The organism is Kitasatospora sp. NPDC001225 (assembly GCF_053597855.1).
On sequence record NZ_JBSFJC010000059.1, the window covers coordinates 16,853 to 35,379 of the forward strand.

General features: G+C 71.1%; 14 protein-coding genes. 10 read left to right on the forward strand and 4 right to left on the reverse strand.

The window, feature by feature from the left end; all coding sequences use genetic code 11:
• Positions 1–4 precede the first annotated feature (4 nt).
• The 7 genes from ACWDCZ_RS21095 to ACWDCZ_RS21125 all read left to right on the forward strand — a co-directional run bounded on the left by ACWDCZ_RS21095 (position 5) and on the right by ACWDCZ_RS21125 (position 9,960).
• Positions 5–745, forward strand: coding sequence for a hypothetical protein (locus ACWDCZ_RS21095; RefSeq protein WP_074001704.1), 741 nt, complete (start codon positions 5–7; stop codon positions 743–745).
• Positions 746–840: 95 nt separating this feature from the next.
• The gene (gene lysX, locus ACWDCZ_RS21100) at positions 841–2,397 is read left to right on the forward strand and encodes a bifunctional lysylphosphatidylglycerol synthetase/lysine--tRNA ligase LysX (RefSeq protein WP_074001705.1); all 1,557 of its coding nucleotides are present in this window, start codon (positions 841–843) and stop codon (positions 2,395–2,397) included.
• Between the two features lie 243 nt (positions 2,398–2,640).
• Complete coding sequence (locus tag ACWDCZ_RS21105) at positions 2,641–3,078, forward strand: BlaI/MecI/CopY family transcriptional regulator (protein ID WP_074001706.1); 438 nt, start codon at positions 2,641–2,643, stop codon at positions 3,076–3,078.
• A gap of 10 nt (positions 3,079–3,088) precedes the next feature.
• Positions 3,089–3,625 (forward strand): amino-acid N-acetyltransferase, encoded by a 537-nt coding sequence (locus ACWDCZ_RS21110; RefSeq protein ID WP_049652520.1) that lies wholly within the window; start codon positions 3,089–3,091, stop codon positions 3,623–3,625.
• 91 nt (positions 3,626–3,716) lie between these two features.
• Positions 3,717–4,070, forward strand: coding sequence for a histone-like nucleoid-structuring protein Lsr2 (locus ACWDCZ_RS21115; RefSeq protein WP_049652521.1), 354 nt, complete (start codon positions 3,717–3,719; stop codon positions 4,068–4,070).
• A gap of 677 nt (positions 4,071–4,747) precedes the next feature.
• Positions 4,748–7,267, forward strand: a complete 2,520-nt coding sequence (locus ACWDCZ_RS21120; protein ID WP_049652522.1) for an ATP-dependent Clp protease ATP-binding subunit — start codon at positions 4,748–4,750, stop codon at positions 7,265–7,267.
• A gap of 344 nt (positions 7,268–7,611) precedes the next feature.
• On the forward strand, positions 7,612–9,960 hold the full coding sequence (locus ACWDCZ_RS21125; protein WP_049652524.1) for an immune inhibitor A domain-containing protein: 2,349 nt from the start codon (positions 7,612–7,614) through the stop codon (positions 9,958–9,960).
• A 100-nt stretch (positions 9,961–10,060) separates the two neighbouring features.
• On the opposite strand, the gene ACWDCZ_RS21130 is transcribed toward ACWDCZ_RS21125, so the two are convergent.
• The gene (locus tag ACWDCZ_RS21130; protein ID WP_380782228.1) at positions 10,061–11,287 is read right to left on the reverse strand and encodes a threonine aldolase family protein; all 1,227 of its coding nucleotides are present in this window, start codon (positions 11,285–11,287) and stop codon (positions 10,061–10,063) included.
• A gap of 354 nt (positions 11,288–11,641) precedes the next feature.
• Between ACWDCZ_RS21130 and ACWDCZ_RS21135 the strand changes: the two genes are divergently transcribed.
• The gene (locus ACWDCZ_RS21135; protein WP_449816635.1) at positions 11,642–12,568 is read left to right on the forward strand and encodes a M23 family metallopeptidase; all 927 of its coding nucleotides are present in this window, start codon (positions 11,642–11,644) and stop codon (positions 12,566–12,568) included.
• Positions 12,569–12,605: 37 nt separating this feature from the next.
• Here the strand turns inward: ACWDCZ_RS21135 and ACWDCZ_RS21140 are convergent, their stop codons facing one another.
• Positions 12,606–13,238: a TetR/AcrR family transcriptional regulator gene (locus ACWDCZ_RS21140; protein WP_053112112.1), complete on the reverse strand. Its 633-nt coding sequence runs from the start codon at positions 13,236–13,238 to the stop codon at positions 12,606–12,608.
• Positions 13,239–13,460: 222 nt separating this feature from the next.
• On the opposite strand from ACWDCZ_RS21140, the gene ACWDCZ_RS21145 reads away from it, so the two are divergent.
• A complete protein-coding gene (locus ACWDCZ_RS21145; protein WP_074001710.1) occupies positions 13,461–15,053 on the forward strand; it encodes an MDR family MFS transporter in 1,593 nt (530 codons plus the stop codon).
• A 65-nt stretch (positions 15,054–15,118) separates the two neighbouring features.
• Here ACWDCZ_RS21145 and ACWDCZ_RS21150 read toward each other — a convergent pair whose 3' ends face one another.
• On the reverse strand, positions 15,119–16,045 hold the full coding sequence (locus ACWDCZ_RS21150) for an A/G-specific adenine glycosylase (RefSeq protein WP_449816636.1): 927 nt from the start codon (positions 16,043–16,045) through the stop codon (positions 15,119–15,121).
• Positions 16,046–16,238: 193 nt separating this feature from the next.
• On the opposite strand from ACWDCZ_RS21150, the gene ACWDCZ_RS21155 reads away from it, so the two are divergent.
• Positions 16,239–17,102 (forward strand): hypothetical protein, encoded by an 864-nt coding sequence (locus tag ACWDCZ_RS21155; RefSeq protein WP_074001711.1) that lies wholly within the window; start codon positions 16,239–16,241, stop codon positions 17,100–17,102.
• A 236-nt stretch (positions 17,103–17,338) separates the two neighbouring features.
• Here ACWDCZ_RS21155 and disA read toward each other — a convergent pair whose 3' ends face one another.
• A complete protein-coding gene (disA, locus tag ACWDCZ_RS21160) occupies positions 17,339–18,397 on the reverse strand; it encodes a DNA integrity scanning diadenylate cyclase DisA (protein ID WP_049659060.1) in 1,059 nt (352 codons plus the stop codon).
• Positions 18,398–18,527: the final 130 nt, after the last annotated feature.

The window sequence follows — 18,527 nt, forward strand, 5'->3', positions numbered from 1 at the left end:
GCCCATGCCTACGCCACACGGATCGCGCGGCGGCATGGCCTTCAGCGCCGACGAAGTCCGCGTGCTGCGCCGCGCCCTCGCCCAAGCCCTCCACCCCGCCGTGCCCGTCCACCTCCAGGGGCCCGTCCGGCCCGCCCTCGCCGGGCCGGGCGCCGAACTCTGGGCGGAGGACGTCCAGGACGCCCTGCGCCTCACCGAGGCGATCGACGAGGCCGTCCAGGAGGGCGGCCGGCTGCGCGCCTTCCTGCTCGCCGACCTCGGACGCTACCGCTCCGCCCTGCCCGGCAGCGCCCCCGGCTACCTGGAACGGCTGGAGGAGGCGGTGTCCGACGGGTACCTGCCCGGGCCGGAGGACCTCACCGCACTGCGCGGACTGAGCCGCCAGCCCTGCGGCCAGGGCGAGCGGGCCCGCCGCTCCCGGCTGGCCGGGCGCTGCCACGCGCTGGCCGAGGCCGCCGTCCGCGAGCGGCTCGCCCTCCACAGCGGACCGCCCCGCCACCTGGTGGCCGTACCGAGTCCCGCCGCACCGCCGCACAGTCACCCCACCCCTGTAGGAGGACGGACCCCCATGAGCAGCACCGACTCCCGCCCGGAGCAGCCCGCCGCCGCGAAGACCCCGCCCCGTCCGCACCGGATGCCCACCCCCGCCGAGCTGTTCGGCCGCCGCCCCAAGCCCCCCGCCCACCCCGCCCCGCCCGCCGACGACGCCCCCGAGGACGTCGAACTCGCCACCGGCACCGGCTGAGCCGTCCGCGTCCGATCCGGGGGAGGCCGCCGTCGCGGCCTCCCCCGCGGCAATCCCGGCGCGGAGCACCGTGTGTGGCTGGCTACCCTTGTGGGGTGAGCGATCAGAGCCTTGTTCCCGCGACCGACGACCTTCCCGAGCAGATGCGCGTCCGGCGCGAGAAGCTCGACCGGCTCCGGGCGGCCGGTGTCGACCCGTACCCGGTCGGTTTCCCCCGCACCACCACCATCGCGGACCTGCGTGCCAAGCACCCCGACCTGGAGCCGGACACCGCGACCGGCGAGCGGGCCGGCGTCACCGGCCGCGTGATCCTCTCCCGCACCGGCGGCAAGCTCTGCTTCGCCACCCTGCGCGACGGCACCGGCGACCTCCAGGTGATGTTCTCCCTCGACAAGCTGGGCCCGGAGCGGCTGGCGGCCTGGAAGGCCGACATCGACCTCGGCGACCAGGTCGGCGTCGAGGGCGAGGTGATCACCTCCAAGCGCGGCGAGCTGTCCGTGATGGTGGACCGCTGGGAGCTCACCGCCAAGTGCCTGCGTCCGCTGCCGGACAAGCACAAGGGCCTGACCGACCCGGAGGCCCGGGTCCGCCAGCGCTACGTGGACCTGATCGTCAACCCCGAGGCCCGCGAGATCCTGCACCTGCGCAGCAAGGTCGTCCGCTCGATCCGCCGCACCTACGAGGACCGCGGCTACATCGAGGTCGAGACCCCGATGCTCCAGCCGGTGCACGGCGGCGCCAACGCGCGTCCGTTCAAGACCCACATCAACGCGTACGACATCGACCTCTACATGCGCATCGCCCCCGAGCTGTACCTCAAGCGGCTGGTGGTCGGCGGCGCCGAGAAGGTCTTCGAGATCAACCGCAACTTCCGCAACGAGGGCGCGGACTCCACCCACAACCCGGAGTTCACCTCGCTGGAGTCGTACGAGGCGTACGGCGACTACGACACCCAGGCCGAGCTGATCCGCGAGACGATCGTCAACGCGGCCCGGGACGCGCTGGGCACCACGGTGATCAGGGGCGTGGACGCGCACGGCGTCGAGCACGAGATCGACCTGGCCGAGCCGTGGGAGGAGATCGGCGTCTACCCGGGCATCTCGGCCCGCCTGGGCGTCGAGGTCACCCCGGAGACCGGCGTCGAGGAGCTGCGCAAGCTGGCCGCCGAGCACGGCATCCCGTTCGAGAAGGACTGGGGCCACGGTCAGATCGTGCTGGAGATGGTCGAGCGCCTGCTGGAGGAGAACGCCGTCCGGCCGACCTTCATCAAGGACTACCCGACCGAGGTCTCCCCGCTGACCCGCCAGCACCGCTCGCGGCCCGGCGTGGCCGAGAAGTGGGACCTGGTGATCTTCGGGACCGAGATCGGCACCGCCTACTCCGAGCTGGTCGACCCGGTCGAGCAGCGCGCCCGCCTCACCGCCCAGTCGCTGCTGGCGGCCGGCGGCGACGTCGAGGCGATGCAGGTGGACGAGGACTTCCTGCGCGCCCTGGAGTACGCGATGCCCCCGACCGGTGGCCTCGGCCTCGGCGTGGACCGCCTGATCATGCTGCTGACCGGCAAGAACATCCGGGAGACGGTGCTCTTCCCGCTGGTGAAGCCGGAGCCGAAGGCTTCCGCCGCGACGGCGGAGAAGACCGAGGAGGAGTGACCTGATGGACTACGTCAGCGCGATCGTGCCGCCGCTGGTCATGGCGATCGGCTTCGGATTCCTGGTGCGGGCCATCGTCCGCAGCCAGGGCGGGGCCCAGCGGGCCAAGGAAGACCTCGACTGACCCCGTCAGCCGCCCCGAACGACCGGCGCGCCGCCATTCCCGATTCCCGGGGGTGGCGGCGCGCCGGTTTGGCGCACTTCACAAGATTTGCCCCATTCACTCCCTATCCTGGCCGCACTATGGTCCGGCAACTCGGCGAACTTGAGAACGCCATCATGACCCGGGTGTGGCAGTGGAACCGACCGGTCACGGTTCGCGAGGTTCTCCTGGATCTGCGGTCGGAACGCGAAATCGCGTACACCACGGTGATGACCGTCCTGGACAAGCTCCACAGAAAGGGCTGGCTGCGCCGCGAGCGGGTCGGCCGGGCCTATCGTTATGAACCGGTCTCCTCGCGTGAGGCGTACACGGCGGCCCTGATGAACGACGCCTGGGCCACCGGTGACAATCCGGCGGCGGCCCTGGTGCACTTCTTCGGCCTGATGTCGCCCGAGCAACGCGAAGCGCTCCGGGACGCCTTGCGGGTGGCCGCTCTGTTCCCGCCCGATCCGGCCGGCGCGGATTCCGCGGACGGCGGACCGGATACCGGTGGGACGGAACCGGGAGCGGCGCGATAACGTCCCGACCATGGAGGTCACCATCCGCCGGGCGCGGACCACGGACGTGCGGGCAGTGCGCAGGCTCATCGACACCTACTCACGCGACGGCATTCTGCTGGACAAGCCCACAGTCACACTGTTCGAATCCGTCCAGGAGTTCTGGGTCGCGGAACGGGACGACAACGGCGTGGTGGTGGCCTGCGGCGCACTGCACGTGATGTGGGAGGACCTCGCCGAGGTCCGCACGCTCGCGGTGGATCCGGTCGCCCGGGGCACCGGGATCGGGCACCTGCTGCTGGAGAAGCTGGTGCAGACCGCGCGCTGGCTGGGCGTCCGTCGGATTTTCTGCTTGACGTTCGAGGTCGCGTTCTTCGCGAAACACGGTTTCGTCGAGATCGGCGAGGTCCAGGAAACCGATGATGGTACGACAGACCCGGCGGCGATCGCTACGGATGTCTATGAAGAACTCCTCCGCTCGTACGATGAAGGCGTCGCCGAGTTCCTCGACCTGGAGCGGGTGAAGCCCAACACACTGGGCAACTCGCGCATGCTGCTGCACCTCTGAGCCGCTCCAACCGGGTCAAGGGTTTGTGTTTTCCGGAGAAAGGCGCTTTCCTTTCCTTAGGCAATGGGTCGTTTAGCGGAAAGGGAAGCCCGTGGCACAGAGGGTGCAGGTCATTCTTGAAGACGATCTCGACGGCGGTTCGGCGGACGAGACGGTGACGTTCGCCCTCGACGGCGTTGCCTACGAGATCGACCTGAAGAGCGCCAACGCGGACAAGCTCCGCGGCCTGCTGGCGCCGTACGTGGAGAAGGGCCGCAAGCAGAGCGGCCGGCTCGCCGGTGCCCGTCGTCCGGGCCGCGGCACCGCGGCGCGTCCGGCCGGCGGCGGCGCCCCGGACACCGCCAAGATCCGCGCGTGGGCCAAGGAGCAGGGCCTGGAGGTCAACGACCGCGGCCGCGTTCCGAGCAACGTCCGCGAGGCCTACGAGAAGGCCAACGCGTCCTGATCCCGGCGCCGCGGGCCCGCCGGAGCGGGTGCGGGGCCCGGCGGCCGGGGACGGCCGCCACCATCACACGCACGGGGCGCGGAGGAGTCTCCTCCGCGCCCCGCGGCGCGTACCCGGAGGAGCCCGCCGCGGCCGGCCCCGGGGGCCGTCCCGGGCAGCGGCTCGGGCAGCGGCTCGGGCAGCGGCTCGGGCGGCGGAACAATCACGGGCCGTGCGACGCTGTAGGGGCGAAGCGGCAACGCGGACGGCACCGGGGCGACGTGCCCGGCACCCCGTCCGCCGTCGAACCGCCGTCACCGCGGCCCGACTTCTCGCCGGGCGAACACCGCCACCGCGGAAACTGCGCGAGAACCGCCCCGATACCGGGTATGAATGCAGGTGGACGGGTTCTTCGGCCCGTCCAGGGGCAGTATGTGCGACCGGCCGGAGGGGTTCCGGCGGCGGCGTCGGCGGCACGTGTTCGCCGATGGCGTAGCGGAATCCGGTGCATCCGGCCCACCTGTGGGAACACCGTTTCCCAACACCAGGTTGGGATTGGTGTCGGCTGGTCGCGCAGCATCTCGCTCCTCTACCGGGGAGTGAATCCGTGGGCCGCGCCGCTGAGCGGGACTAGCATGCGGAAGGACAGGGCGGGGACGGACCCCGAACTGCCCGACCGCTCTGAGGAGCGATAAACGATGTTCGAGAGGTTCACCGACCGCGCGCGGCGGGTTGTCGTCCTGGCTCAGGAAGAAGCCCGGATGCTCAACCACAACTACATCGGCACCGAGCACATCCTCCTGGGTCTGATCCACGAGGGCGAGGGCGTCGCCGCCAAGGCCCTGGAGAGCCTCGGGATTTCTCTTGAGGCCGTTCGCCAGCAGGTCGAGGAGATCATCGGCCAGGGCCAGCAGGCCCCGTCCGGTCACATTCCCTTCACCCCCCGGGCGAAGAAGGTCCTGGAGCTCTCGCTCCGCGAGGCCCTTCAGCTCGGCCACAACTACATCGGCACCGAGCACATCCTGCTCGGCCTGATCCGCGAGGGCGAGGGCGTCGCTGCCCAGGTCCTGGTGAAGCTGGGCGCCGACCTCAACCGGGTGCGCCAGCAGGTCATCCAGCTGCTCTCCGGCTACCAGACCGGCGGCGGCAAGGAGTCGGCCACGGCCGGCGGGCCCGCCGAGGGCACCCCGTCGACCTCGCTGGTCCTGGACCAGTTCGGCCGCAACCTCACCCAGGCCGCCCGCGAGGCCAAGCTCGACCCGGTCATCGGGCGCGAGAAGGAGATCGAGCGGGTCATGCAGGTGCTGTCCCGCCGCACCAAGAACAACCCGGTGCTGATCGGTGAGCCCGGCGTCGGCAAGACCGCCGTGGTCGAGGGCCTGGCCCAGGCGATCGTCAAGGGCGAGGTCCCGGAGACGCTCAAGGACAAGCAGCTCTACACGCTGGACCTGGGCGCCCTGGTGGCCGGCTCGCGCTACCGCGGTGACTTCGAGGAGCGCCTGAAGAAGGTGCTCAAGGAGATCCGCACCCGCGGCGACATCATCCTGTTCATCGACGAGCTGCACACCCTGGTCGGCGCGGGCGCCGCCGAGGGCGCCATCGACGCCGCCAGCATCCTCAAGCCGATGCTGGCCCGTGGCGAGCTGCAGACCATCGGTGCCACCACCCTGGACGAGTACCGCAAGCACCTGGAGAAGGACGCCGCGCTGGAGCGCCGCTTCCAGCCGATCCAGGTCGCCGAGCCCTCGCTGCCCCACACCATCGAGATCCTCAAGGGTCTGCGCGACCGCTACGAGGCCCACCACCGGGTCTCCATCACGGACTCCGCCCTGGTCGCCGCCGCCACCCTGGCCGACCGGTACATCTCGGACCGCTTCCTGCCGGACAAGGCGATCGACCTGATCGACGAGGCCGGCTCCCGAATGCGCATCCGCCGGATGACCGCGCCGCCGGACCTGCGCGAGTTCGACGAGAAGATCGCCGACGTGCGCCGCGAGAAGGAGAGCGCGATCGACGCGCAGGACTTCGAGAAGGCCGCGTCCCTGCGCGACGACGAGAAGCAGCTCCTGCAGGCCAAGGCCAAGCGCGAGAAGGAGTGGAAGGCCGGCGACATGGACGTCGTCGCGGAGGTCAACGAGGAGCTCATCGCCGAGGTCCTGGCCACCGCCACCGGCATCCCGGTCTTCAAGCTGACCGAGGAGGAGACGTCCCGCCTGCTGCGCATGGAGGACGAGCTGCACAAGCGCGTCATCGGCCAGAAGGACGCCATCAAGGCGCTCTCCCAGGCCATCCGGCGCACCCGTGCGGGCCTCAAGGACCCGAAGCGCCCCGGCGGTTCGTTCATCTTCGCCGGCCCGTCCGGTGTCGGTAAGACGGAGCTGTCCAAGACGCTGGCGGAGTTCCTGTTCGGCGACGAGGACGCGCTGATCGCGCTCGACATGTCCGAGTTCTCCGAGAAGCACACCGTCTCCCGGCTGTTCGGCTCCCCGCCCGGCTACGTGGGCTACGAGGAGGGCGGCCAGCTGACCGAGAAGGTCCGCCGCAAGCCGTTCTCGGTCGTCCTCTTCGACGAGGTCGAGAAGGCCCACCCGGACATCTTCAACTCGCTGCTGCAGATCCTGGAGGACGGTCGCCTGACCGACTCCCAGGGCCGCGTGGTCGACTTCAAGAACACCGTCATCATCATGACGACCAACCTCGGCACCCGGGACATCTCGAAGGGCTTCAACCTCGGCTTCGCGGCCGCGGGTGACACCCAGACCGGGTACGAGCGGATGAAGGCGAAGGTCGGCGAGGAGCTCAAGCAGCACTTCCGCCCCGAGTTCCTGAACCGTGTCGACGACATCGTGGTGTTCCACCAGCTGTCCGAGGAAGACATCATCCAGATCGTCGACCTCATGATCGACAAGGTGGACGAGCGGCTCAAGGACAAGGACATGGGCCTGGAGCTCAGCGTCGAGGCCAAGAAGCTGCTGGCCAAGCGCGGCTACGACCCGATCCTGGGTGCCCGTCCGCTGCGCCGCACCATCCAGCGCGAGATCGAGGACCACCTCTCCGAGAAGATCCTCTTCGGCGAGCTGCGGGCCGGCCACATCGTCGTCGTCGACGTCGAGGGCGAGGGCAAGGAAGCCAAGTTCACCTTCCGCGGCGAGGAGAAGTCGGCCGTCGCGGACACCCCGGCCGCGGTCGCCTCGTCCGGTCCGGACCTGACGAAGTAACCCAACTTTTAACAGACAACTTCACAGCCACCGAGCCCCCGGCGTTGACGCCGGGGGCTCGGTGCGTTCGCTCCCGTCGCCAGCCGAACCGGTGCGGGCCGGGTCGGCTGGCCCCCGCGCTGGCTGGTGCGGGTGCGCTCGGTTTCTCACCGACCTTTCACGAACATACGGTTGACAGGCGGTCAGATGATGGGAAGTCGCGGAGGATAGCGCCGTGACCATGTCATGGTCAAGGTCTATCTTTTCCGTGCACGCTTGGATCAAATGACGTCCACCTGTCTTTCATTTTGGTTTGCCGGGCTTTGGCCAAGAGCTGGGCCCTGGTCGGGGAGGACGTCACAACGTTGAAGAACACCAGGAGAACCGCTGCGGCTGCCACGGCCGCAGCGGTCATAGTCGCGCTCGGCACGGGCCTGTTCCCGGCCTCCGCCGTCGCCGCCGGCTCGGCCCCGGTCCCGCGGGACCCGGCCGACGCCGTCCAGAACACCGAGCACAACCTTCCGGGTCCGCTGACCGCGAAGGTGGAGGCGGAGCAGAAGGCCGCCACCGAGAAGCTCCTCAACGGCACCGCCGAGGTCGAGCAGCACAACGGCAGCACCAGCGTGAAGCTCGGCAAGGACAAGTACGTCGAGCTCGCTCGCGAGCGCACGGACAAGATCTTCACCATCCTGGTCGACTTCGGTGACCAGGTGGACAACACCACCAAGACGCCGGACGGCAAGGTCAAGTACGGCGGCGAGGCCGGCCCCAAGCACAACGAGATCGAGAAGCCGGACCCGGCCACCAACAACTCGACCGAGTGGCAGGCCGACTACAACCAGCAGCACTACCAGGACCTGTACTTCGCCAAGGACAAGCCCTCGCTGAAGACCTACTACGAGAAGCAGTCCTCGGGCCGCTACTCGGTCGACGGCGTGGTCTCGGACTGGGTCCGGGTGCCGTGGAACGAGGCCCGGTACGGCTCCGACTACTGCGGCTCCAACGTCTGCGCCAGCGCCCAGGACCTGATCCGCGACGCCGTGGACATCTGGTACAAGGACCAGCAGGCCAAGGGCCAGACCGAGGCCCAGATCAAGGCCACGCTGGCCCAGTACGACCAGTGGGACCGCTACGGTTCGCACCACGACGGGAACTTCAACCAGCCCGACGGGTACATCGACCACTTCCAGATCGTGCACGCCGGCGAGGACAAGTCGGCCGGTGGCGGCAAGCAGGGCAGCAAGGCCCTGTGGGCGCACCGCTCGTACGTCTACGGCAACCTGCAGGGCACGGCCGGTCCCGAGGGCAACAAGCTCGGCGGCGTCCAGGTCGGCAACAGCGGCCTGTGGATCGGCGACTACACGATGCAGCCGGAGAACGGCGGCCTCGGCGTCTTCGCCCACGAGTACGGCCACGACCTCGGTCTGCCGGACCTCTACGACACCGCCGGCAAGGGCATCGACAACTCGGTCGGCTTCTGGTCGCTGATGTCCTCCGGTTCCTGGCTCGGCGAGGGCAAGGACAGCATCGGCGACATGCCGAACGACCTCGACGCCTGGAGCAAGTACAAGCTGGGCTGGCTGAAGGCCGACCACGCCAAGGCGGGCACCGAGTCGACCCACCACATCGGCCCGGCGGAGTACAACAGCAACCTGCCGCAGGGTCTGATCGTCGACCTGCCGAAGAAGAGCATCACCACCGAGATCAACAAGCCGTTCGGCGGCACCGGTGAGTGGTGGAGCGGCAGCGCCGACAACCTGAACGTCACGCTCACCCGTGACATCGACCTGACCGGCAAGACCAAGGCCAGCATCAACGCCAAGGCCTGGTACGAGCTGGAGCAGGACTTCGACTACGCGTTCGGCGAGGTCTCCACCGACGGCGGCAAGACCTGGACCGTCGTCGACGGCACCTGGAACGGGACCGCGCTGCCGCGCGAGAACGGCCGTCCGGCCATCAGCGGCCAGGTGGCCGCCTGGGGCGACCTGTCCTTCAACCTGGACGCCTACGCGGGCCAGAAGGTCAAGTTCCGCTACCACAACACCACCGACGGCGGCCTGCACTTCCGCGGCCTGACGCTGGACAACATCGCGGTCGTCGCCGACGGCGCCACCGTGTTCAGCGACGACGTCGAGAACGGTGACAACGGCTGGGTGGCCGACGGGTTCTCCCGCTTCGGCGGCTCGTACACCAAGGACTACGCGCAGTACTACATCGCGGAGAACCGGCAGTACGTGTCCTTCGACCAGACCCTGAAGACCGGCCCGTACAACTTCGGCTTCGCCGACAAGCCGAACTGGGTCGAGCACTACTCGTACCAGCCCGGCCTGCTGATCTGGTACTGGGACGAGTCGCAGACCGACAACAACGTCAGCGCCCACCCGGGCCAGGGCCTGATCCTGCCGGTCGACTCGCACCCGGCTCCGCTGAAGTGGACCGACGGCACCCTGATGCGTCCGCGCATGCAGGGCTACGACTCCACCTTCGGCTCGCGCCGCACCTCCGGTCTGACCCTGCACAAGGCCGGCGTCGAGACCGTCATCCCGAAGGCCAAGGGCGTCGACGAGTTCAACGACCTGAAGTCGTGGTGGAACAAGGACAACCCGTACAGCGGTGTCAACGTCCCGAAGACCGGGACCAGCATCGAGGTCGAGAACGAGTCCTCGAACTACCTGGAGACCTGGATCCGGGTCCGCCCGGTCGACAACTTCTGATCGTCGCCCCCCGGGTAGCGAGCGGCCTGTGACCAGGCAGCTCTGACAACTCCACGTCCGGCCCGTCCCCGCAGCGCGCGGGGGCGGGCCGGACGCTTTGTCAGGCCCGGACGGCCGGCAGCCGGTCCAGGAAGGCGGCGGAAGCCACCGCGACGTCGGCGGCGGTCCAGTCGAGGGCGGACGCGGCGACCGTGACCTCGGTCACCGACAGCCCCGGCGGCCCGCCCGCGCGCCAGGCGCCGAACAGCCCGATCCCGGTGTCCTCGGCCAGCCCCAACCCGGCCTCCTCCAACTCCCCGACCGGGTACGGCAGCCAGAGCTGGAACTGGTGGGTGTGCGGCGGGGCCGGGTGCACCCGGGCGCCGGGGACGGCGGCGAACGCCCGGGCCAGCGCCCCGGCGACCGTCCGGGCGTGCGCCACGTACCCGGCCAGCCGCGGCAGTTCTCGCTCCAGCCCGGCCAGCGCGGCGAGCGCGAACGGCCACTGCTGGTAGAGCTGGCCGCCGTAGCGGTGCCGCCAGGCCCGGGCGGTGCGGACGAAGCCGCCCGGGCCGGCCAGCGCGGCGCCGCTGATCCCACCGAGCGTCTTGTAGAAGGAGACGTAGACCGAGTCGGCCAGGCCGGCGAGCTCCGGCAGCGGCCGGCCGAGGGCGACCGCGGACTCCCAGATCCGGGCGCCGTCCAGGTGCAGCGCCGCGCCGTGCTCCTCCCGCACCACCGCGGCCAGCTCCACCAGCTCCGGCCAGCCGGGCAGCACGAACCCGGCGTCGCGCAGCGGCAGCTCCAGGCTCAGCGCGGCGTACGGCTCGTCCAAGGCGCGCAGCTCCTCGGCGGTGGGCTGGCGCGGCTCGGCGGTCGGCCAGAGGCTGCGCAGCCCGGACAGCACGCCGAGCGCGTGCCGCTCGTGCCGGTCGGTGTGGGCCAGCGGGTGGGTGACCACGGTGCGGCACCCGGCGGCCTCGGCGTGGATCCGCAGGGCGATCTGCTGGGCCATCGTGCCGGTCGGGAAGAAGGCCGCGTCCTCGGTGCCGAGCAGCTCGGCGACCCGGTGCTCCAGGGTGCGGACCACGCCGTCGCCGTACTGGTCCGGGCGGCCGTCCAGGTCGGGGGCGCCGTGCGGCTCGGGGGCGGCGTCCGGGTCGGGGGCTCCGTCCGGGTCGGGGGCGGCGCCCGGCGGCGGGCCGGCCAGGTCGGCGAGGCGTTCGCGGATGCTCTGCGGCCGGGCCCCGGACAGCAGCCGTTCGCAGCCGCGCAGGGCGGCGAAGCGGCGGTCCGGCAGGCTCGGGCGGTCACCGGCGTCGGTGTCTTCGCTCCTGTTGCCATACATGGCTCGATGGTCCCGCAGCGGGCCGGACCGGTCAGCGGTGCGGACGGAAAGCGGTTCGAGCGCGCGAAACCCCGGCCGCGCGTGGTGCTGGTCACAGGCCTCCGGCACGGTACGACCGGCGGTAGTAGCGGGGCCGGGGAAGTGGCGGACGGCCCGGAGCGGTCATGCGCGATCCGATCTCATGATCATTGCTCCGTCGGTTTGAATCTCCGGCGCCACGATGACTACACGCCGTAGTACATCACCGCGTTTGGGACTCCGCCCGGTGACCGTTACACCTGAGTGGTCCCCCGCTCAGCACGCGCCCGAACGGGCGCTTCGTGCTGCCCTCGTACGATCCGTGAGGTACGGCAGATGTCCACCGTCCCACCCGTGGGGCCGGCCCTGCGCCGGCTCGCCGCCCAGGCGGCGGCCCGGGCCGCCGTCTGGCAGCCCCGGATCGGCCACGCCGTCCGCACCCAGGCCGCGCCGCTGCGCGCCCTCGGGGCGCCCCGGCACACCACCCTGCCCGGCAGCCGTCAGCGGGCCGAGCACGACCACGCGCTGGCCTCGGCCGGAGCGGTCGCCACGCTGCTCGCCGGCGTGCTGCTGGTGGCCACCCCGGGCACGGCCTCGGCGCAGACCGTACGGCCCACCACGCCGGGCAGCTCGGCCTTCACCGTGCCGCGGGCGGAGGTGCCGAGCGCGGGGCTGGTCCAGGTGGCCGGCCCCAGCCCGTACAAGCTGCCCGACGACGGCGACTCGGCGCAGGAGTTCGTGACGGTGGCGCCCAACCTGCTGCCGTTCGAACCGCCGGCACCGGAGCCGGAGCCCGCCGACGAGCCGGCCCCGGAGGCCGGACCCGCGCCGGAGCCCGGGCCCGCACCGACTCCCGGGTGGTCGGCGCCGGTGCCGAACGCGCCGACCAGCAACCCGTACGGGAAGGCCAACCGCAGCTACGCCGCCGGGTACCACACCGGGGTGGACTTCGCGGTCTCCCCGGGCACGCCGCTGCTGGCGGTCGGCGACGCGAGCGTGGTGTCGGCCGGCTGGGACGGCGCGTACGGCAAGGAGGTCGTGCTGCGGCTGGCGGACGGGCACTTCGCGCAGTACGCCCACATGTCCTCGGTCACCGTCTCGGCGGGCCAGCGGGTGTCCGCGGGCGAGCGGATCGGGCTGTCCGGGAGCACCGGCAACTCGACCGGCCCGCACCTGCACTTCGAGATCCGCACCAGCAACCGCTACGGCGCGGTGGTCAACCCGATCGCGTACCTGGCGGGGCACGGCGTCACGGACTTCTGAGCCGCCCCGGGCGCCGGGCCCTGCGGGACCGGCGCCCTCAACCGGTGGTGCGGGCGGGGTGGCTGATCCCGGCGCCGATCTCCAGCGCGATGTCCCGGGCCGCCCCGATCGCCTCGTCCAGGCCGGCGGGGGGCGGCTGCTCGCCCCACACGTTCGGGGTGTGGCCGCAGTCCGCCTTGTCCTGCTTGAGCAGGAACAGCGACGAGTGGACGGTGAACAGCGCCATCGCGGCCCGGAGCCGGTCGTGGAAGTCCGCCCCCGGCCCGTGCACCAGCTGCATCATGGTGATCATGCGGTCCCTGAAGGCCAGCCCGGCCGGGGACTCGCGCAGCGCGGGCTGGTTCTCGTGGAAGAAGCGCAGCAGCGGGGCCCGCTCGGCCATCCCGTCCGCGAAGCGGCGGATCAGCTCGTCGCGCATCTCCGGGCTCCAGGCCTGCTTGCGGCCCCACGCGATGGACTCGTCGATCGGCGCGGCCATCCGCTCGACGATGCCCAGGACGATGTCGTCCTTGGTCTTGAAGTGGTAGTAGAGCGCGGCCTTGGTGACGCCCAGGCGGTCGGCGATCTCGCGCAGTGAGGTCTGCTCGTAGCCCTGCTCGGCGAAGAGCTCCAGTGACACCTCGATGATGCGAGCCCGGGTGTCGCTGCGGGGGCTGTGCGGAGTGCCCATGGCCTGCCTCATGACTGCGTCGGTGACTACTGCGGACCCCGGAGCGGTGTCCGCCCCGGGCCCATTCTCCCTGCCCAGAAGGCCGGTCGGGAAACTGGCTTGACGACCGGCTAGGAAACAACCTACCGTGCCGACGGTCGATAAACTAGCCGGGCGACAAGTAAGTGAGCCGCCGCACGGCACGACGCTCCGTCCGAACCACCCTCCGGGAGACCCCACCTCATGTCACAGTCCAAGACCGCCGGCCCGGTGCCGGAGGACAAGACGACCGAGGAGGAGCAGCCGCGGTCGCCCCGCGAGATCCGCCTCGTGATGGTCGGCCTGGTCGTCACCATGCTGCTGGCCATGCTCGACAACCTGATCGTCGGCACCGCGATGCCGACCATCGTCGGCGACCTCGGCGGTGCCGAGCACCTGTCCTGGGTGGTCACCGCGTACACCCTGGCGACCGCCGCCTCCACCCCGATCTGGGGCAAGCTCGGCGACATGTACGGCCGCAAGGGCACCTTCCTCACCTCGATCGTGATCTTCCTGGTGGGCTCGGCGCTGTCCGGCCTGTCGCAGAACATGAACGAGCTGATCGGCTTCCGCGCCGTGCAGGGCTTGGGCGCCGGCGGTCTGATGGTCGGCGTCATGTCGATCATGGGCGCGCTCGTCCCGCCGCGCGACCGCGGCAAGTACCAGGGCATGTTCGCCGCCGTGATGGCCCTCGCCACCATCGGCGGCCCGCTGGTCGGCGGCTTCATCACCGACCACCTGAGCTGGCACTGGACCTTCTACATCAACCTGCCGCTCGGCGTCGTCGCACTCGCCGTTGTCGTCGTCACCCTGAAGCTGCCGAAGGTCCGCAGCACCGCCAAGATCGACTACCTGGGCGCCATCCTGCTCACCGTCGGCATCACCTCGCTGGTGCTGATCACCACCTGGGGCGGCCAGCAGTACGCCTGGGGCTCCAAGGAGATCCTCGGCCTGGCCGCGCTCTCCGCCGCCTCGCTGATCGCCTTCTGCTACGTGGAGCAGCGGGTCGAGGAGCCGATGCTCCCGCTGAGCCTGTTCCGCAACCTGAACTTCACCCTGGTCTCGATCATCGGCTTCATCGTCGGCTTCGTGATGTTCGGCTCGACCGTCTTCCTGCCGCTCTACCAGCAGATCGTCCAGGGCGCCTCGGCCACCAACTCCGGCCTGCTGCTGATGCCGATGATGTTCGGCATGCTGGTGATCTCGCTGGTGGTCGGCCAGGCCGTCACCAAGACCGGTAAGTACCGGATCTACCCGATCATCGGCACCATCGTGATGACCGGCGGCATGATCCTGCTCTCCACCATGGGCGTCGGGACCAGCAGCTTCACCTCGGCCTGCTGGATGGTCGTGCTCGGCGCCGGCATGGGCTTCCTGATGCAGATCACCATGCTGGTCGCGCAGAACAGCGTCGAGCTCAAGGACATGGGCGTGGCCAGCTCCACCGCCACGCTGTTCCGCACCATCGGCGGCTCCTTCGGTGTCGCGCTGTTCGGCGCGCTGTTCAACAACCGGGTGGCCGACACCATGAAGGAGCGGCTCGGCGAGCAGGCCTCGGCGGGCGGCGCGAAGGACCCGGGCCAGATGAGCCCGGCCGCGATGCGCGCACTGCCCGCGCCCGTCCAGGACGCCTACCACCACGCGGTGTCCAACGGCATGCACACCGTCTTCCTGTGGGGCGCCGGGGTGGCCGTGATCGCGATCGCCGCGGCGGTGTTCCTCCGCGAGGTGCCGCTGCGCGGCACCGGCAAGGGCGAGGCTCCGGCCGAGTCCTCGCTGGAGGCGGCGGCCGTCTGACGGTCCCCGCGCACGAAGGCGCCCCCGGGAGGTCCTCTCCCGGGGGCGCCCTCGTGTTCCGCCGCCTACTGGGGCAGCCGGTAGACGCCCTGCTCGACCGGCTCGACCAGGCCGTCCGCCACCAGGCCGTCCAGCGCCCGGGCCCGCTGCACCGAGTCCGGCCAGACCGCGTCCAGCCGGGCCTGCGGCACCGTCCCGTGCGCCTCGCGCAGCACCGCGAGCAGCTTGCCGCGCACCTGGCGGTCCGTCCCCTCGTAGGACTGGCCGCGCCGGGCCGGGCCCTCGTACGGCGGGCGGCCGGCCCGCTGCCAGGCGCAGGTGGTGAACAGCGGGCAGTCCCCGCACTCCGGGCCGCGGGCGGTGCAGACCAGCGCGCCCAGCTCCATCACGCCGACCGCCCAGGTGGCGGCCGTCTCGGCGTCGTCCGGCAGCAGCGCGGTGGCGGTGCGGCGCTCGGCGGCGGTGGTGGCCTGGGCCGGGTACTCGACGCCGGTCACCGCGCGGGCGAAGACCCGGCGGACGTTGGTGTCCAGCACCACGTGCCGCTGGCGGAAGGCGAAGGAGGCGACGGCGGCGGCGGTGTACTCCCCCACGCCGGGCAGCGAGAGCAGGGTGGCGTGGTCGTCCGGGACCTCGCCGTCGTGCTGCTCGGTGATCGCCACCGCGGCCGCGTGCAAGCGCAGCGCCCGGCGCGGGTAGCCCAGCCGGCCCCACATCCGGACCGCCTCGCCGGGCGCGTCGGCGGCGAGGTCGGCCGGGGTCGGCCAGCGGGTGAGCCAGGCCTCCCAGGCGGGCAGCACGCGCTTGACCGGGGTCTGCTGGAGCATGAACTCGCTCACCATGACCGCCCAGGGCGTGGTGTCGGGGGTCCGCCAGGGCAGGTCCCGCTTGCTCGCCTCGTACCAGTCCAGGACGGTCGAGTGGAACAGCGGCAGGGGCATCGGCGGCCGGGCGGCGTCGGCGGCGGTGGCAGGGGCGGTGATGGCAGTCATGGCCCTTCGATCCTCCCATGCCCGCCGACCGGGCCGAAGTGGATCAGTCTGCTCCGGACCGACCGGGGGGCCGCCCGGAAATCGTCCGATTGGGGCTCGCTCGAACGGATCAAATGGCGGATCATGTGAAGGAAGGGGCGACTGTGCGGTGTTGGTGAGTCAATCGCCACACACAGTCTCGTAGAGTTTGGTCGTGCCTTCTCTGCGTCAACCCGTCGGACCACTGCCGGCCTCGATCTACTGGCGTCGGCGCGTCATCGTGCTCGTCGCCGTCGCGGCGGTCGTCGCCCTGATCGCCTGGCTGATGATCGATCAGGGCGGGGGCGGTGACGGCGGCTCACCGGGCAACGCCGCACAGGCCGTTCCCTCCCAGTCCCAGAACCAGACACCGGCTCAGGCGATCACGCCCGGCGCCTCACCGAGCGGCCCCGCGGCGCGCCCGGGCGGCGGCTCCGGGGGCGGACCGGTGGCGGGCGGTGGCGGCACCGAGGTCAACCTCAGCGGCGGCACCGGCGCCGGCGGGGCCAACCCGGCCCCCGGGGGCGGCGCCGCGCCGGCGACCGGCGGCGGCACCGGTGGCGGCACGGGCGGCTCCGGCGGTACGGGCGGCGGCGCTCCGCCGGTGAACACCCCCGAGGTCATGGCGCTGCCGGTCTGCGCCTCCTCGCAGGTGGCGCTGGAGCTGGCCGGCACCCAGAACTCGTACCAGCCCAAGGACAAGCCCCGACTGGCGCTGACGGTCAAGAACTCCTCCGGCACCAACTGCCGGGTGGACCTGGGCCGCACCGCCTCCGTGATCACGGTGAGCGGCAGCAACAACGACCGGGTCTGGTCCTCCGGCGACTGCCCGACCGACAAGGGCAGCATCTGGGTGCAGCTCGGCGCGAACGGCAACCAGACCGAGACCTTCACCTGGGACCGCAGCCGCAGCAAGCCGCAGTGCGCGACCGCCGACCAGACGCCGCCGCCGAGCGGCACCTACGTGGTGCTCGCGGAGCTCACCGGGCTCTCCGGGGACAAGGTCTCGGCGCGGGCCTCGATCCGGCTGGACGGCTGAGAACCGGTCACCTTCCCTCGGAGCCCCCGGCCGTCGCTCGGCTGGGGGCTCCGCCGTGTCCGGGGTGCCGGGCGGGGCGGACGGCGGACGCGGACGCGGACGCGGACGCGGACGGAGTGTGCGGGGCGGACGGGGTGCGGGGCGGACGGGGTGCGGTGCGGACGCGCGACGGCCCCCGGGGAGGTTCCCCCGGGGGCCGTCGCGGTGTTCGGGTGTCCGTACGGTGGCGCGTCCGGTCAGACGTAGCGCTCCAGGATGGACGATTCGGCAAGGCGGGACAGGCCCTCGCGGACCGAGCGGGCGCGGGTCTCGCCGACGCCCTCGACGGTCTGCAGGTCGTCGATGCTCGCGGCGAGCAGCTTCTGGAGGCCGCCGAAGTGCTCGACCAGGCGCTCTATGACCGTGTTGGGCAGGCGCGGGATCTTCGCCAGCAGGCGGTAGCCGCGCGGCGAGACGGCCGAGTCCAGCGACTCCGGCGAGCCCGAGTAGCCGAGCGCCTTGGCGACGGTCTGGAGGTCCAGCAGCTCGGCGTGGGTGAGCGCCTCCAGGTCGGCCAGCACCTCGGTGACCGTCCGGCCCTTCTTGGCGGCCCGCTCCGGGAAGTAGTCCCGGGCGACCAGCTCGCGCTCCGGCTCCACGCCCGCGATCAGCTCGTCCAGCTGGAGCGAGAGCAGTCGGCCGTCGATGCCGAGCTCCAGCACGTAGCCGGCGATCTCGGTGGCGATCAGCCGGACCATCTCCAGGCGCTGGGCCACGGCGGTGACGTCCCGGACCGTCACCAGGTCCTCGATCTCCAGCGCGGAGAGCGTTCCGGCCACCTCGTCCAGGCGCAGTTTGTAGCGCTCCAGGGTGGCCAGCGCCTGGTTGGCGCGGGACAGGACGGTGGTGGAGTCCTCCAGCACCCGGCGGGTGCCGTTGACGTACATCGCGATCAGCCGCATCGAGTGCGAGACCGCGACCACCGGGTAGCCCGTCTGCCGGTTGACCCGCTCGGCGGTGCGGTGGCGGGTGCCGGTCTCGTCGGTCGGGATGGTCGAGTCCGGCATCAGGTGCACGCCGGCCCGGACGATCTTGGTGATGTCCTTGTCGAGCACCACCGCGCCGTCCAGCTTGCACAGCTCGCGCAGCCGGGTGGCGCTGAACTCGACGTCCAGGACGAAGCCGCCGGTGCACAGGGACTCGACGGTCCGGTCGAAGCCCAGCACGATCAGACCGCCGGTGTTGGCCCGCAGGACCCGCTCCAGGCCGTCACGAAGCGCGGTACCGGGCGCGATGGCGGTGAGGGAGGCCCGCAGCAGGGCCTCCTCGCGGGAGGCCTTGTCCGCCCCCCGGTCGCTGGCTGCCACGTGACTCCTCCGGTCGACCCGTGCCGCGCGCCTCACGCCGTGCGCCGGTCCGCGGTCTGTTGCTCTGTCGCTCAGTACC

What these genes read in the sequence shown, in the direction of transcription:
- ACWDCZ_RS21135 (WP_449816635.1), top strand. Translation starts at nt 11,642, where the DNA reads ATGTCCACCGTCCCACCCGTGGGGCCGGCCCTGCGCCGGCTCGCCGCC.
- ACWDCZ_RS21105 (WP_074001706.1), top strand. Translation starts at nt 2,641, where the DNA reads ATGGTCCGGCAACTCGGCGAACTTGAGAACGCCATCATGACCCGGGTG.
- ACWDCZ_RS21110 (WP_049652520.1), top strand. Translation starts at nt 3,089, where the DNA reads ATGGAGGTCACCATCCGCCGGGCGCGGACCACGGACGTGCGGGCAGTG.
- ACWDCZ_RS21095 (WP_074001704.1), top strand. Translation starts at nt 5, where the DNA reads ATGCCTACGCCACACGGATCGCGCGGCGGCATGGCCTTCAGCGCCGAC.
- ACWDCZ_RS21120 (WP_049652522.1), top strand. Translation starts at nt 4,748, where the DNA reads ATGTTCGAGAGGTTCACCGACCGCGCGCGGCGGGTTGTCGTCCTGGCT.
- ACWDCZ_RS21145 (WP_074001710.1), top strand. Translation starts at nt 13,461, where the DNA reads ATGTCACAGTCCAAGACCGCCGGCCCGGTGCCGGAGGACAAGACGACC.
- ACWDCZ_RS21130 (WP_380782228.1), bottom strand. Translation starts at nt 11,287, where the DNA reads ATGTATGGCAACAGGAGCGAAGACACCGACGCCGGTGACCGCCCGAGC.
- ACWDCZ_RS21150 (WP_449816636.1), bottom strand. Translation starts at nt 16,045, where the DNA reads ATGACTGCCATCACCGCCCCTGCCACCGCCGCCGACGCCGCCCGGCCG.
- ACWDCZ_RS21140 (WP_053112112.1), bottom strand. Translation starts at nt 13,238, where the DNA reads ATGGGCACTCCGCACAGCCCCCGCAGCGACACCCGGGCTCGCATCATC.